The organism is Pseudomonas sp. GD03875 (assembly GCF_029840585.1).
GTDB classification, from domain to species: Bacteria; Pseudomonadota; Gammaproteobacteria; order Pseudomonadales; family Pseudomonadaceae; genus Aquipseudomonas; species Aquipseudomonas paralcaligenes.
In genome coordinates this window covers 1-14547 of record NZ_JAOCCV010000032.1, presented here as the reverse complement: position 1 = coordinate 14547, position 14547 = coordinate 1, and the positions used below count along the sequence as shown (strand labels likewise).

Here is a 14547-nt window from a genome sequence, read left to right as displayed (position 1 = left end):
GGCAGAAGCCTCCTCATGGAACCTGAATAGCGTCTCAGGGGTGTTGGCGGCTGAGGGGGAACAGCAGATCGACGAAGCGCTCGGCGGTCGGCTGCGGCTCATGGTTGGCCAGCCCGACGCGCTCGTTGGCTTCGATGATCACGTAGTCCTCGGCGTCCGCCGCCTTGACCAGCAGGTCCAGGCCCACCACCGGGATTTCCAGCGCGCGCGCCGCCTGGGTGGCCGCCTTGCGCAGGGTCGGGTGGAGGCGGGCGGTGACGTCTTCCAGGGTGCCGCCGGTGTGCAGGTTGGCGGTCTTGCGTACCACCAGGCGGGTGCCGCTGGGCAGCACGCTGGAGTAGTCGTAGCCGGCGTCGTGCAGGGTGCGCTGGGTTTCCGCATCCAGCGGGATGCGGCTCTCGCCGCCGGTGGCCGCCTGGCGCCGGCGGCTCTGCGCCTCAATCAGCGCGCCGATGGTGTGCACGCCGTCGCCGATCACCTCAGCCGGGTGGCGGATGGCCGCGGCCACCACCTGGAAGCCGATCACCACGATGCGCAGGTCGTGGCCCTCGTGGTAGCTCTCCAGCAACACGCGCTGGTCGAAGCGGCGGGCATGCTCGATGGCCTGCCGCACCGCGCTCTCGGTGCGCAGGTCGACGGCCACGCCCTGGCCCTGTTCGCCGTTCACCGGCTTGACCACCACGCGGCCGTGCTCGGCCAGGAACGCGGCGTTCTCCTCGGCGCTGCCGGCCAGGCGCTGCTGCGGCTGCTTCAGGCCGGCGCGGGCGAGGGCGCGGTGGGTGAGGTGCTTGTCCTGGCAGAGGGTCATGCTGACCGCGCTGGTCAGGTCCGACAGCGACTCCCGGCAGCGTACTCGGCGGCCGCCCTGGCTGAGGGTGAACAGGCCGCTCTCGGCGTCGTCCACCCGCACTTCGATGCCGCGCCGGCGGGCCTCGTCGACGATGATGCGGGCGTAGGGGTTCAGCTCCGCCTCCGGCCCCGGGCCGAGGAACAGGGACTGGTTGATGCCGTTGCGGCGCTTGACCGCGAAGGTCGGCAGCTCGCGGAAGCCAAGCTTGGCGTAGAGCGACTTGGCGCCCAGGTTGTCGTGCAGCACGGACAGGTCGAGGTGGTTCAACCCGCGGCCCATGAAGTGCTCGACCAGGTGCCGCACCAGGGCTTCGCCCACGCCTGGGCGCTGGCAGCTGGCCCCCACGGCCAGACACCAGAGGCTGCTGCCGTTCTCGGGGTCGGCGAAGGTCTTGCAATGGTCCAGCCCCATCACGGCGCCGATCACCCGGCCATCGGCGTCATCCGCGGCCAGCCAGTAGCTGGGGCCGCCCTCGTCGCGCGGGGTGAGGTGGTCGGCGTCGACCGGCAGCATGCCGCGTTGCAGGTAGAGGCCGTTGACCGCCTCCCAGTCCTGCTCGCTCTGCACCCGGCGGATCTGGAAGCCGCGGAAGCTGGCGCGGGCCGGGCGGTAGTCGGTGAACCGCAGGCGCAGGGTGTCGGACGGGTCGAGGAACAGTTGCTGCGGCGCCTGGGCCAGCACCTGGTGGGGCGCGGCCACGTAGAGCGCGATGTCGCGTTCGCCGGGGCGCTCCTCGAGCAGATCGGCGGCCAGGGTCTCCGCGTCCGGGTAGGTGTGGCCGATCAGCAGGCGGCCCCAGCCGCAGTGCACGCTTTGCGGCGAGGTCTGCTCGATGCCGTCCTTCGCCAGGTGCGCCTGCAGGCGCTGGTAGGAGGGCGGCTGGCCGCGTTGCAGGCGTTGGTTGTAGGCAGATGCACGCATGGGGGAACTCCTTGTTCGAACTACAGGCCCTGTTCGCTGAGCCACAGATTGAGGGTGGCCAGCTGCCAGAGCTTGGAGCCGCGCAGTGGGGTGAGCTGGCCAGCGGGGTCGCTGAGCAGGCGGTCGAGCATGGCTGGCTCGAACAGGCCCCGGTCCTGGCTCGGATCGAGCAGCAGTTCCTGGACCCAGCCCAGGGTCGCGCCCTGCAGGTGTTTCAGGCCGGGCACCGGGAAGTAGCCCTTGGGCCGGTCGATTACCTCATGCGGGATGACCCGGCGCCCCGCTTCCTTGAGCACATGCTTGCCGCCGTCCGGCAGCTTGAAGCGCGCCGGGATGCGCGCCGACAGTTCCACCAGGCGGTAGTCGAGGAACGGCGTCCGCGCCTCCAGGCCCCAGGCCATGGTCATGTTGTCGACCCGCTTCACCGGGTCGTCGACCAGCATCACCGTGGCGTCCAGGCGCAGGGCCTTGTCCACCGCCGCGTCGGCGCCGGGCATGGCGAAGTGGTCGCGGAGGAACTCGCCGGCCCAGTCCGCGCCGTGCCAGGCGGGGCGCAGGGTGGCCAGGGTCTCGTCGCGGGGGCGGTCGAAGAAGGCGGCGCGGTAGGCGGCCACCGGGTCCTCGGCGCCGTCCACCAGCGGATACCAGTGGTAGCCGGCGAACAGCTCGTCGGCACCCTGGCCGCACTGCACTACGGTGCAGTGGCGGGACACCTCACGGCCGAGCAGGTAGAAGGCGATGCAGTCGTGGCTGACCATCGGCTCGCTCATGGCGCGGAAGGCGGCCGGCAGCTCGGCCAGGATCTCCGCCTCGGCGATGCGCAGCTGGTGGTGGCGGGTGCCGTAGTGGCGGGCGATCAGGTCGGAGTAGTGGAACTCGTCGCCGCGTTCGCCGCCGGCATCCTCGAAACCGATGGAGAAGGTCGCCAGGTCCTTGACCCCGGCCTCGTGCAGCAGGCCGACCAGCAGGCTGGAGTCGAGCCCGCCGGAGAGCAGCACGCCGACGTCCAGCGCCGCGCGCTGGCGCACCTGCACGGCCTGGCGCAGGCCGTCGAGGACGCGCTCGGTCCAGTCCTCCAGTTGCAGCCCGGCCTCGTCGGCGCGCGGGCCGAAGTCGAGCTGCCACCAGCGGCGCTGCTCGCGGCGGCCGTCGCGCTCGATGCGCAGCCAGGTGGCCGGCGGCAGTTTCTTCACCCCGGCCAGCAGGGTGTGCGGCGCCGGCACCACGGCGTGGAAGTTGAGGTAGTGGTCGATGGCGACCGGGTCCAGCGCGCCGTCGATGTCGCCGCCCTGCAGTAGGGCCGGCAGGGTGGAGGCGAAGCGCAGGCGGGTGCCGTCGTCGCTCAGGTAGAGCGGCTTGACGCCCAGGCGGTCGCGGGCCAGGAACAGGCGCTCGCTGTCGCGCTCCCAGATGGCGAAGGCGAACATGCCGTTGAGTTTGGGCAACAGCGCTTCGCCCCAGGCGTGATAGCCCTTGAGCAGCACCTCGGTGTCGCCGTCGGAGTGGAACTGATAGCCCAGGGCGCGCAGCTCGTCGCGCAGTTCCGGGTAGTTGTAGATGGCGCCGTTGAACACCATCGCCAGGCCGAGCTGCTGGTCGACCATCGGCTGGCCGGAGGCCGGCGCCAGGTCCATGACCTTCAGTCGGCGATGGCCCAGGCCCAGCGGACCGCTGCTATGGAAGCCGCAGGCGTCGGGGCCGCGAGGAGCCAGGTGATGGGTGATTCGGGCGAGAGCGGCCAGGTCGGCCGGTTGGTGGTCGAAACGTAACTCTCCAGCTATTCCGCACATGATTCCTTACCGGTTTTGCCGTTGGGGATACCACCCGTCTTTATGCAGGCAGTAAGGGTCGGACCGGTATCTTTGCGGATCGTTTAGACCGATTGGTTATATGCGGAACTTTCGTTTTCCGGCCGTGCGGCTGGTTCAGGACCGGCCGCAGGCGCGGTTGGCGGGCACGGCGATGTCCATCAGGCGCGGGTTCGGCAGGCGCAGACCGGCCATCAGCGCCACGTAGGCCTCGGCGTCCGCTACCTGCAGGCGCGGGTTGTGGGCGCGCTCCTCGGCGATGCTCGAACGCGTCCAGCCGCGATAGTCGTGGCCGGGGCACACCTCGGTGTCGTCCGCCAGGGCCAGCAGGCGCTGCAGGCTGGTCCACTGGGCGCGGGCGTCGCCGTTCTGGAAATCGGTACGGCCGGTGCCGCGGATCAGCAGGGTGTCGCCGGTGAACACCCGCGCCGGCCGGCCATCGGCGGCGGGCAGCAGGAAGCAGTAGGAGTCGGCGGTGTGCCCGGGCGTGTGCCAGGCGATCAGTTCGCGCCCGCCGAAGCGCAGGCGCTCGCCGTCGGCGAAGGTGAAGCTGGCGCAGGCGCTGCCGCTCTCGGCGCCGAATCCGCTGCGGCAGCCGGTGGCCTCGCGCAGGTCGCCGAGGGCGGTGATGTGGTCGGCGTGGGTATGGGTGTCGAGGGCCAGCACCAGTCGCAGGCCGAGTTCGTCCAGCAGGCGCAGGTAGGCGTCGAGCTGTTCCTTCACCGGGTCGATCAGCACGGCTTCGCCGGCGTCGGCGAGCAGGTAGGTGTAGGTCGAGCTTTCACTATCGAAGAGTTGGCGCAGCAGCATGATGCAGTCTCCTCAGAGCAGTTTCTGGACGGCCACCGACAGGCTGGTGACTACCAGCAGTCCGGCGAACAGGCGTTGCAGGGTTGGTCCGCCGAGGCGCTGGGCCAGGCGGTTGCCGGCCAGCACGCCGAGCGCGCCGCCGCACGCCAGGGCGCCGAGCAGCAGCGCCGGGGGCTGGGCTCGGCTCAGGTAGAGCAGGAAGCCGCCACCGGACACCAGCGCGACCACCGCCAGCGATGTGGCGGTGGCGGACAGTACCGACAGCGGCGTGAACCAGAGCAGCGCCGGCACCACCAGGAAGCCGCCGCCGACACCCATCAGCCCCGACAGCACGCCGACGCCGAGGCCGATGGCGAGCAGTGGCAGGCGCCGCAGCGGGCCCTCGCCGGAGCGCGGCCGTTCGGCGCCGCGCCACAGGCGCCAGGCCGACCACAGCACCAGCGCACAGAAGCCGGCGATCAGCAGGCCTTCCGCCACCCAGCGGCCGAGCCACTGGCCCAGCGCGTTGCCGGGCAGGCCGCTGGCGGCGAGCAGCAGCACCGGCGGCCAGGCCACCAGGCCCTGGCGCAGGCGCAGGCGCGGCACGCTGCCGACCAGGGCGGTGAGCGCCACCGCGCCGAGGCTGACGCCGACCGCGTCGCGCAGCGGCAGGTGCAGGCTGAGCAGCAGCGGCAGGGCCACCAGCGAGCCGCCGGCGCCGGTCAGCCCGAGCAGCAGGCCGAGCAGCGTGCCGATGGCCAGCGCTTCCAGAGGCATCAGCGGTTCCAGGGCATGCGCGCGAGCAGCAGGGCCAGGCCGCAGGTTCCGCTGAGGCCGGCGAAGGTCAGGCCGGCGCCGACAAAGCCGCTCAGCAGGTACCAGCCGGGATGCAGCCAGGTGCCGAGGATCACCCCGAGCAGCACCAGGCTGCCGGCGGCGAGCTGCACCTGGCGCTGCAGCTCCAGGCCGCCGCCGCTGCCTTCGCTGGGCAGGCCGCAGGCCAGGCAGGCCTCGGTGCCGCCCTCGACCACCTGCACGCCCGGCAGCAGGGCGCTCAGCCGCTCGGCGGCCTGGCGCGCGCGCTGGCCCTTCTGGCAGATCAGGTACAGCTCGTCGCCGGCGCCCAGGCCTTCGCCGCGCAGGCGGTTGGCCAGGCGCCCCGGGTCGAGACTGTCGAGCGGTTCGTTGCGTGCCCCGGCGATGTGCCCGGCGCGGTATTCCGCCGGGCTGCGCACGTCGACCAGGAAGCAGGTGCGCCCCTGGCGGTGCAGCTCGGCGAAGCGCGGGGCGTCGATCAGGCGGATGTCTTCGTTCATGTCAGGTACTCCCCAGGGGTATGTGTCAGGTGTACTTGGTGAAGATCGCGCGCACCCGCGCCAGGGTCTCGGCGTCGTCGCGCTCGGGGTCGAGCACGGTTTCCTCGAGCAGGCAGGCGAGCATCTCCTGGTAGGCCTTGTCGAGCGCCTTGCGGGCCGCCGAGAACTGCTGGGCGATGGCTTCGCAGGGCTCGCCGCGGCGGATCATGGCCTGGATGCCGCGTACCTGCCCCTCGACCCGGGCCAGGCGCTTGAGCATGGCGTCCTGGCGTTCCGGCGTCGGGCCGCTCATCGCACCACCTCCGCGGCCGGGCGGCGCAGGCTGAAGGCGCCGCGCAGCTCGCCGGCGACGAAGCCGCGTGCCTGGTCACCCGGGTAGGCGCTGTCGAGCAAGGCCACCACTTCCGGCGCCAGCGCCTTGCCGTGGCAGGCCAGGCAGGGCTCGGCGGTGGCGATCGCTTGCATGTAGCGGAATTCGCCGTCCACCGTCTGCGCCCGGCTCATCCGTGCCAGGGGCTCGCCCTGCCTGGCGCGGTGGGCGAAGTCCTCCAGCACTTCGCGCTCCCAGGCGTCCGGCGCGTTGGCCGGGTTGCGCACGCGCAGGGCGGTGCGGCCCACCGTCCACGGCATGCGGCCGTTCTCGGCGGCGATGCGCGGGGCCTGCAATTGACAGGTGCGGATGGCCTCCTGCGGCCCGCCCTGGCGCATGGCCGCCTGCACGGTGTTCAACAGCTGCTGGCGGAACGGCGGAATCAGCGCGGCGGCCTCGTGGGCCTGCAGCATGTCGTCGAGGGGCGGTTCGGCGTGGGCCAGCAGCGGCAGCAGGGCCAGCCAGGGCGTGATGCGCATGTCGTGTACTCCTGGGGGTATCTGTATACCCTGGGGAGTATAGGGAGCGACTCGTTGAATTGTCAGCTGCGACGGGTTGCCGCGTGGTGGGGTGTGAGCGGCAGTAGCCCGGATGTAATCCGGGCATCGGACGACGATGAACCGCCCCGGATTGCGTCCGAACTACGGCGCTCCTAGCGCCCGCGCACCAGCCGGCGCAGGGCGAAGCGGCTGGGGTGGCAGGCCTCGGCCACGGCGCGGGGCAGCGGCAGTGGCTCGCCGTCGAGCCAGGCGGCCAGCAGCTCGCCGGACAGCGGTGCGCTGATCAGCCCGCGCGAGCCGTGGCCGCTGTTGACGTAGAGGCCGTCCAGCCAGGGGCAGGGCGTTTCCGGCACCTGGCGGGCGTCCTTGGCGAGTACCGCGTAGGTTTCGGCGAAGGCTTGCGCATCGGCCAGCGGGCCGACGATGGGCAGGTAGTCCGGGCTGGTACAGCGGAACGCGGCGCGGCCTTCGAGCAGCGCCGGGTCGAGCCGGTCGGCGTGCAGGCGCTCGGCCAGGTCGGTGGAGATTTCCCGCAGCAGGTCGAGGTTGCCGGTGTGCTCGGCGGCGGTGGGCGCGGTGTCCTGGCTGTGGAAGTCGAAGCTGGCGCCCAACGTATGTTCGCCGCCGCGCGCCGGTGCCACGTAGCCCTCGGCGCACAGCACGCAGCCGAGCGCTGCGCTGGCGGCGGTCTGCGGCAGCCGGCTGATCTGCCCGCGGATGCGTTTCAGCGGCAGCTCGACGAAGCGCTGCACCTCGGCGGCGCCGGCCAGCACCACCACCGGCGCCTCGGCCAACACCCGTTCGCCGTCCAGGGCCTGCCACTGTCCGTCGACCCGGCGCAGCCCGAGCGCCTCGCTGTGGGTGAGCAGGCGGATGGCGGGATGGTCGGCGAGCAGGCGGCACAGGGCCGGCGGGTGCACCCAGCCGGCCTCGGGGTAGAACAGGCCGCCGGCCGGCAGGCCGACGCCGGCGATAGCTTCGGCTTGCGCGCGGTCCACCGCCCGCAGCAGGTCGTCGGGGAAGGCGCCGGCCAGCCCGGCCTGGCGTTCGGCTTCCTTGGCGTCGAAGGCCAGCTGCAGCACGCCGCAGGCCGACCAGTCCTCTGGCTGCAGGCGCTGCAACAGACGGCGGGTGTGGCCGAAGCCGGCGACCACCAGTTGCGACAGCGCGGTGCCGTGGGCAGAGAGCTTGAGGTAGAGCACGCCCTGGGGATTGCCGGAGGCTTCCTGGGCGACTTCGCCGTGGCGCTCCAGCAGGGTCACCTGCCAGCCGCGCGTGGCCAGGCTGGCGGCCGTGGCGCAACCGGCGATGCCGGCGCCGATCACCAGGGCCTGGCGTAAGGTCGGCGGGGCGGGGCGGGCGTACCAGGGCTTGGCCTCGTCCCGCAGCGGGCCCTGGTAGCGGCCGCTGAGCATCTCGCGCTTGCGCCCGTAGCCGGGCACCCGTTGCATGGCGAAGCCGGCGGCGATCAGGCCGCGCCGCACGAAGCCGGCGCTGGTGAAGGTGGCGAGGCTGGCGTCGGCGGCGGACAGGCGTGCGAGCTGGGCGAACAGTTCGTCCGTCCACATCTGCGGGTTCTTCGCTGGGGCGAAGCCGTCGAGGAACCAGGCGTCGACCCTGGCATCCAGCTGCGGCAGTTGTTCCAGCACGTCGCCGACCAGCAGGGTCAGCACCACCCGGCCGCCGGCCAGCAGCAGGCGCTGGAAGCCGGGGTGGATCGCCACGTACTGCTCCAGCAGCTGGCCGGACCAGGGCGCCAGTTCCGGCCACAGGGCCAGGGCGCGGGCCAGGTCGTCCGGCGCCAGCGGGTACTTTTCGACGCTGACGAAATGCAGCCGGGCGCCGGCCGGCGCCAACTGGTCGAACAACTGCCAGGCGCAGAGGAAGTTCATGCCCGTGCCGAAGCCGGTCTCGCCGATCACCAGGCGCCCGTCGGCCGGCAGCGCGGCAAAGCGCGCGGGCAGGTCGTTGCAGGCGAGGAACACGTGGCGGGTCTCGCCCAGCCCGTCGTCGCGGGAGAAGTACACGTCGCCGAACTGGCGCGACAGCGGCTGGCCTTGTTCGTCCCAGTCGAGCTGGGCGTTGGGAGAGTCGGACATCGGGGCACCCGGGAAAGAGGTGCGGCATTGTAGCGGCATGCCCAAATCCGTGGTCATCCGCTAGGCTGGGCAGATCGACGCACGGAGGTGAGCATGTTCGAATCCGCCGAACTGGGGCACAAGATCGACGAGGACGATTACAAGAAGGAGGTGCCCGCGCTGCGCGAGGCGCTGCTGGAGGCGCAGTTCGAGCTGCAGCAGCAGAAACGCTTCCCGGTGATCATCCTGATCAACGGCATCGAGGGCGCGGGCAAGGGCGAGACGGTCAAGCTGCTCAACGAGTGGATGGACCCGCGCCTGATCCAGGTCAGCACCTTCGACGTGCAGACCGACGAGGAGCTGGCGCGGCCGCCGGCCTGGCGCTTCTGGCGCCAGCTGCCGCCCAAGGGGCGGATCGGCATCTTCTTCGGCAACTGGTACAGCCAGATGATCCAGGGCCGGGTGCATGGCCACTTCAAGGACGCGGTGCTGGACCAGGCCATCGACGGCGCCCTGGCGCTGGAGCAGATGCTCTGCGACGAGGGCGCGCTGATCTTCAAGTTCTGGTTCCACCTGTCCAAGAAGCAGATGAAGAAGCGCCTCGAGGAGCTGCACGGCGATCCGCAGCGCGCCTGGCAGATCAGCCCGCTGGACTGGCAGCAGTCGAAGACCTACGACAAGTTCGTGCGCCACGGCGAACGGGTGCTGCGCCGCAGCAGCCGCGATTTCGCGCCCTGGTACGTGGTGGAGGGCGGCGACGAGCACTACCGCAACCTGACGGTGGGGCGGATTCTCCTCGATGGCCTGCAATCAGCGCTGAAGAATGAGGTGCGGGTCGTCTCCCATCCGCACCTGGCGCCGATGGTGGCCAACCTGGACCACCGTGGCCTGCTGGACAGCCTGGACCTGTCCCAGCAACTGGACAAGAACGCCTACAAGGAGATGCTCGAGGCCGAGCAGGCGCGCCTGGCCGTGCTGATGCGCGACAAGCGCATGCGTCGCCATGCCCTGGTGGCGGTGTTCGAGGGCAACGACGCGGCCGGCAAGGGCGGCGCCATCCGTCGCGTGGCGGCGGCGCTGGACCCCCGCCAGTACCGCATCGTGCCCATCGCTGCGCCCACCGAGGAGGAGCGTGCCCAGCCGTACCTCTGGCGCTTCTGGCGGCACATCCCGGCGCGCGGCAAGTTCACCGTGTTCGACCGGTCCTGGTACGGGCGGGTGCTGGTGGAGCGGGTCGAGGGCTTCTGCGGGCCCGCCGACTGGCTGCGCGCCTATGGCGAGATCAACGACTTCGAGGAGCAGCTGACCAACGCCGGCGTGGTGCTGGTGAAGTTCTGGCTGGCCATCGACGAGGAGGAGCAGTTCCGCCGCTTCAAGGAGCGCGAGCAGATCGCCTTCAAGCGCTTCAAGATCACCGACGAGGACTGGCGCAACCGCGAGAAGTGGGGCGAGTACCGCGACGCGGTGGGCGACATGGTCGACCGCACCAGCACCTCGATCGCGCCCTGGACACTGGTGGAGGCCAACGACAAGCGCTTCGCCCGGGTCAAGGTGTTGCGCACGATCAACGACGCCCTGGAGCGGGCGTTCGCCAGGGAATAGAACTGCGGGTGGGTCAGCCGACGCGGGTTTCGAGGATGTCGTCGGCCTGTTTCATCCGCTGCACGTAGGAGTCGATGCCGTGCTCGGCATCGATGCGGGTGAAGAAGGGGCCTTCCAGAGTGCCTTCGCGGGTGGCGAAGAAGTACTGACCGTTGACTGCGCTGATCCGCTCGCTCCGGTAGTGGGTACCGGGCGCGGGGTCTATCCGACGTTGTCCGTACATGGCGAGACCTCCTGTAGGCAGGGTGTGCTGTTTTCAGTGTAGGTGGCAGCTTCCGGGCGAGCGGAGCGCGCGACAAGTGGTCATTTTCTAGCCACTCGCGAGCACGCTGCGGCACAGTTGCTTCCTGTCCGCGAGGTCAACTGTGGCTGTGAGGCAGCGGCGCGGAGGCCTACAATGGCCGACCTTCCGCCCCCTTCCTTCGAGGCCGTCATGCACGTTTCCTCGGGCCGCTGGCTCCACGGCTTGCTGCTCGCCCTCACCACCTCGGTGCTCTGGGGCATTCTGCCGATCAAGCTCAAGGAAGTGCTGCAGGTGATGGACCCGGTCACCGTCACCTGGTATCGCCTGCTGGTGTCCGGCGCGCTGCTGCTGGTCTGGCTGTCGGCCAAGCGGCGCCTGCCGCGCTTCGCCCCGCTCGGCCGGCGCGGCCATGGCCTGCTGGCGCTGGCCATCCTCGGCCTGACCGGCAACTACGTGCTTTACCTGATCGGCCTGAACATGCTCAGCCCCGGCACCACCCAGCTGGTGATCCAGATGGCGCCGATCCTGTTTCTGGTGGCCAGCCTCGTCGTCTTCCGCGAATCCTTCAGCCTTGCCCAGGGCATCGGCATGGCCGTCCTGCTGGTCGGCTTCGGCCTGTTCTTCAACCAGCGCCTGGACGAGCTGCTGAGCTCGCTGACCGCCTACACCACCGGGGTGCTGGTGATCCTCCTGGCCTCGTTCGTCTGGGTGTTCTACGGCCTGGCGCAGAAGCAGCTGCTGACCCAGTGGAGTTCGCCGCAGATCATGATGGTGATCTACCTGGCCTGCGCGCTGCTGCTGACGCCCTGGGCCCATCCGCTGCAGGTGCTCCAGCTGAGCCCGCTGCAGGGCTGGCTGCTGCTGGCCTGCTGCCTGAACACCCTGGTGGCCTACGGTGCCTTCGCCGAGGCGCTGGCGCACTGGGAGGCCTCGCGGGTCAGCGCGACCCTGTCGATCACGCCGCTGGTGACCTTTGTCGCCGTGGCCCTGGCCGCCCTGTGGTGGCCGGACCATGTGCAGCCGGAACAGATCAACCTGCTCGGCTACGGCGGCGCGCTGCTGGTGGTGCTGGGCTCGGCGCTGACCGCGCTGGGCCCCTCGCTGCTGGCCGGCTGGCGCGCACGCCAGGCGCGCCTCGCCGCGCTCAGGCCCTGACGCCCAGGCGCTCGGCCTTGCGCAGCCAGCCCTGGCGCTGCTCCTCGGAAGAGGGGCGCACCGGGGCGAACTCGGCCAGGCGGCGGGTCCGGATGCCGCAGAAGCCGAGGATGGTGCGCACCATCTGCCGGTGCGCCGGCGCGCCGTAGATCCAGCGGAAGTACCAGGGCGGCGTGTCCAGGGTCACCAGCAGGTCGGCGGTGCGCCCGGTCAGCAGCTTGTCCCACAGCTGCGAGCGGTTGCGGTACTTGAAGGCGAAGCCGGGCAGGAAGGTGCGGTCGAAGAAGCCCTTGAGCAGCGCCGGCACACCGCCCCACCAGACCGGGTAGACGAACACCAGGTGCTCGGCCCAGTGGATCTGCCGCTGGGCCTCCAGCAGGTCCGGCTCCAGCGCCTGGTTCTGCCCGTAGCCCTCGCGCAGGATGGGGTCGAACTGCAGCTCGCCGAGCCTGAGCTGGTGCACGATGTGGCCCTCGCCACGGGCACCCTGGGTGTAGGCCTCGGCGAGGGCCTGGCACAGGCTGTCGTGCTTGGGCGTGCCGAGGATCAGCAGGATGCGCTTGCCGTCGCCTTCCAGCGGGGTGGCGCCGCTCTTCGCTTCTTCAGCCATGTTGTCCGGACTCCAGCATGTTCTCCGGGCGCACCCAGGCATCGAACTGCTCGTTGCTCAGGTAGCCCAGCCGGAGGGCCGCCTCGCGCAGGCTGAGGCCCTCGGCGTAGGCCTTCTTGGCGATCTCCGCGGCCTTGTCGTAGCCGATGTGCGGGTTCAGCGCGGTGACCAGCATCAGGCCGCGCTCCAGGTGCTCGGCCATCTGCCGGGCGTCCGGCTCCATCCCGGCCACGCAGTGGCGGGCGAAGTTGCGGCAGCCATCGGCCAGCAGCCGCGTCGACTGCAGCAGGTTGTGGATGATCACCGGCTTGAACACGTTGAGCTGCAGGTGGCCCTGGCTGGCGGCGAAGGCGATGGTGGCGTCGTTGCCCAGCACCTGGCAGGCGAGCATGGACAGCGCCTCGCACTGGGTCGGGTTGACCTTGCCGGGCATGATTGAGCTGCCCGGCTCGTTGGCGGGCAGCTTCACCTCGGCGAAGCCGGCGCGCGGGCCGGAGCCGAGCAGGCGCAGGTCGTTGGCGATCTTCATCAGCGCCACCGCCAGGGTCTTCAGCGCGCCGGACAGGGCGGTCAGCGGCTCGTGGCCGGCGAGGGCGGCGAACTTGTTGGGCGCCGAGACGAAGGGCAGGCCGGCGAGGGCGGCCAGCTCGGCGGCGATGGCTTCGGCGAAGCCCTTCGGCGCGTTCAGGCCGGTGCCGACGGCGGTGCCGCCCTGGGCCAGTTCGCAGACCGCCGGCAGGGTGGCGCGGATGGCCTTGTCGGCGTAGTCGAGCTGGGCGACGAAGGCCGACAGCTCCTGGCCGAAGGTTACCGGGGTGGCGTCCATCAGGTGGGTGCGGCCGGTCTTCACCAGTTGCATGTGGCGCTGCGACTGCTCGGCCAGCGCGCCGGCCAGATCGGCGAGGGCGGGCAGCAGTTCCTGCTGCACGGCCTGCGCGGCGGCGATGTGCATGGCGGTGGGGAAGCTGTCGTTGGAACTCTGGGCGCGGTTGACGTGGTCGTTCGGGTGCACCGGGTTCTTGCCGCCACGGCCTTGACCGGCCAGCTCGTTGGCGCGGCCGGCGATCACTTCGTTGACGTTCATGTTGGTCTGGGTGCCGCTGCCGGTCTGCCAGACCACCAGCGGAAACTGGTCGTCGTGCTCGCCGGCCAGCACCTCGTCGGCGGCCTGCTCGATCAGGCGGGCAATATCCGGCGGCAGTTCGCCGATGCGGTTGTTGACCCGCGCGGCGGCCTTCTTGACCAGTGCCAGGGCATGCACCACGGCCAGCGGCATGCGCTGCTCGCCGATGGCGAAGTTGATCAGCGAGCGCTGGGTCTGGGCGCCCCAGTAGGCGTCGTCGGGCACGTCGATGGCCCCGATGCTGTCGGTTTCGATACGGCTCATACACTGTCTCCGGAAGGTTTCCGGCAGTTTAGGCCGTGCGCGGCAGGGTGGGTTCCCCGGTGCGCTTGAGCGGCGCCGACGGTGCGCGCAGAATGGGCCCCCGTTTTTGCCGAGGAAACCGTCATGCCCCGCCTGCGCGTCCTTCTTTCCTGCCTGCTGCTGGCCGCCAGCGGACCGCTGCTGGCCGAGCCGCAGGCCAGCCACGTGGCCGAGGCCAAGCGTTTCATCGAAATGAGCCGCGCCGACAGGCTCGCCGTGCCGGCCCACATGCAGGTGCGCCAGATGTTCGCCCAGCGCTTCGCCCAGGCCGGCGGCGGCGAGGCGAACAAGGCCGTGCTGGAGCGCTACCAGGCCCAGGCCGATGCCGCCATCGAGCGCGCGGTGGGGCCGCAGAAGCTGGAGGCGGAGCTGGTCAGCCTGTACACCGACGCCTTCACCGAGGCCGAGCTGAAGGAACTGCTGGCCTTCTACCAGACCCCGGTCGGTCGCAAGGTGCTGGAACAGATGCCCCAGCTGATGGCCCACGCCGCCCAGTTGACCCAGGAGCGCCTGCAGAAGGCGGTGCCGGAAGTGGACAAGCTGCTCGGCCAGATGACCGCCGAACTGCAGCCCGCCAAGCAGTGAAGGAGCCGGACATGAGCATGCGCGACGCCATTCACCAGGCCCTGACCGGCCTGCAGCCCGAACACCTGGACGTGCTGGACGAGAGCCACATGCACAGCCGTGGGCAGGAGACCCACTACAAGGCGGTGATCGTCAGCGAGGCCTTCGCCGGCCTCAACTCGGTCAAGCGCCACCAGAAGGTCTACGCCACCCTCGGCGAGCTGATGGGCCGCTTCCACGCCCTGGCCCTGCACACCTACACCCCCGAGGAGTGGGCGCAGCAGGGCATGGCGCCGGACTCGCCGACCTGCCGC

Annotated in this window: 15 protein-coding genes; 4 read left to right on the top strand and 11 right to left on the bottom strand. The window is 70.6% G+C overall.

Annotated features, from left to right (window positions below; all coding sequences use genetic code 11):
- Positions 1 to 34 precede the first annotated feature (34 nt).
- From ngg to mnmC, 8 genes are all read right to left on the bottom strand, one after another.
- The gene (gene ngg / locus N5D30_RS21375) at positions 35 to 1771 is read right to left on the bottom strand and encodes an N-acetylglutaminylglutamine synthetase (protein ID WP_279910624.1); all 1737 of its coding nucleotides are present in this window, start codon (positions 1769 to 1771) and stop codon (positions 35 to 37) included.
- Positions 1772 to 1791: 20 nt separating this feature from the next.
- The gene (locus tag N5D30_RS21370) at positions 1792 to 3561 is read right to left on the bottom strand and encodes an N-acetylglutaminylglutamine amidotransferase (protein WP_279910622.1); all 1770 of its coding nucleotides are present in this window, start codon (positions 3559 to 3561) and stop codon (positions 1792 to 1794) included.
- A gap of 135 nt (positions 3562 to 3696) precedes the next feature.
- Positions 3697 to 4389 carry an MBL fold metallo-hydrolase gene (locus N5D30_RS21365; RefSeq protein WP_279910620.1) on the bottom strand — a complete coding sequence of 231 codons (693 nt, stop codon included), beginning with the start codon at positions 4387 to 4389 and terminating at the stop codon, positions 3697 to 3699.
- A 12-nt stretch (positions 4390 to 4401) separates the two neighbouring features.
- Positions 4402 to 5145, bottom strand: coding sequence for a sulfite exporter TauE/SafE family protein (locus N5D30_RS21360; RefSeq protein ID WP_279910618.1), 744 nt, complete (start codon positions 5143 to 5145; stop codon positions 4402 to 4404).
- Positions 5145 to 5684 carry a rhodanese-like domain-containing protein gene (locus N5D30_RS21355; protein ID WP_279910616.1) on the bottom strand — a complete coding sequence of 180 codons (540 nt, stop codon included), beginning with the start codon at positions 5682 to 5684 and terminating at the stop codon, positions 5145 to 5147. Before N5D30_RS21355 ends, N5D30_RS21360 begins: the two co-directional genes overlap by 1 nt.
- A gap of 25 nt (positions 5685 to 5709) precedes the next feature.
- Entirely contained in the window at positions 5710 to 5976 is a 267-nt protein-coding gene (locus N5D30_RS21350; protein ID WP_220812859.1) for a metal-sensing transcriptional repressor, read from the bottom strand.
- A complete protein-coding gene (locus N5D30_RS21345) occupies positions 5973 to 6467 on the bottom strand; it encodes a DUF3365 domain-containing protein (RefSeq protein WP_279910658.1) in 495 nt (164 codons plus the stop codon). The genes N5D30_RS21350 and N5D30_RS21345 overlap by 4 nt, the downstream gene beginning before the upstream one ends.
- A gap of 239 nt (positions 6468 to 6706) precedes the next feature.
- Positions 6707 to 8653 (bottom strand): bifunctional tRNA (5-methylaminomethyl-2-thiouridine)(34)-methyltransferase MnmD/FAD-dependent 5-carboxymethylaminomethyl-2-thiouridine(34) oxidoreductase MnmC, encoded by a 1947-nt coding sequence (gene mnmC, locus N5D30_RS21340; protein ID WP_279910614.1) that lies wholly within the window; start codon positions 8651 to 8653, stop codon positions 6707 to 6709.
- Positions 8654 to 8746: 93 nt separating this feature from the next.
- Here mnmC and pap point away from each other — a divergent pair, with 93 nt between their 5' ends.
- Positions 8747 to 10234: a polyphosphate:AMP phosphotransferase gene (gene pap / locus N5D30_RS21335; protein WP_279910612.1), complete on the top strand. Its 1488-nt coding sequence runs from the start codon at positions 8747 to 8749 to the stop codon at positions 10232 to 10234.
- Positions 10235 to 10247: 13 nt separating this feature from the next.
- Here pap and N5D30_RS21330 read toward each other — a convergent pair whose 3' ends face one another.
- Positions 10248 to 10457 carry a DUF6316 family protein gene (locus N5D30_RS21330; protein ID WP_220812863.1) on the bottom strand — a complete coding sequence of 70 codons (210 nt, stop codon included), beginning with the start codon at positions 10455 to 10457 and terminating at the stop codon, positions 10248 to 10250.
- A gap of 210 nt (positions 10458 to 10667) precedes the next feature.
- Between N5D30_RS21330 and N5D30_RS21325 the strand changes: the two genes are divergently transcribed.
- Positions 10668 to 11633 carry a DMT family transporter gene (locus tag N5D30_RS21325; protein ID WP_220812864.1) on the top strand — a complete coding sequence of 322 codons (966 nt, stop codon included), beginning with the start codon at positions 10668 to 10670 and terminating at the stop codon, positions 11631 to 11633.
- On the opposite strand, the gene N5D30_RS21320 is transcribed toward N5D30_RS21325, so the two are convergent.
- Together N5D30_RS21320 and N5D30_RS21315 are read right to left on the bottom strand one after the other, a co-directional pair.
- Positions 11623 to 12243, bottom strand: coding sequence for an NAD(P)H-dependent oxidoreductase (locus N5D30_RS21320; RefSeq protein ID WP_220812865.1), 621 nt, complete (start codon positions 12241 to 12243; stop codon positions 11623 to 11625). The genes N5D30_RS21325 and N5D30_RS21320 overlap by 11 nt on opposite strands.
- Positions 12236 to 13630 carry a class II fumarate hydratase gene (locus N5D30_RS21315; RefSeq protein WP_279910609.1) on the bottom strand — a complete coding sequence of 465 codons (1395 nt, stop codon included), beginning with the start codon at positions 13628 to 13630 and terminating at the stop codon, positions 12236 to 12238. The genes N5D30_RS21320 and N5D30_RS21315 overlap by 8 nt, the downstream gene beginning before the upstream one ends.
- Positions 13631 to 13753: 123 nt before the next feature.
- Between N5D30_RS21315 and N5D30_RS21310 the strand changes: the two genes are divergently transcribed.
- Both N5D30_RS21310 and N5D30_RS21305 read left to right on the top strand, forming a co-directional pair.
- A complete protein-coding gene (locus N5D30_RS21310; RefSeq protein ID WP_279910608.1) occupies positions 13754 to 14254 on the top strand; it encodes a DUF2059 domain-containing protein in 501 nt (166 codons plus the stop codon).
- Between the two features lie 11 nt (positions 14255 to 14265).
- Positions 14266 to 14547, top strand: a 282-nt coding sequence (locus tag N5D30_RS21305) for a BolA family transcriptional regulator (RefSeq protein WP_279910607.1), incomplete at its 3' end; no start/stop codon positions are given.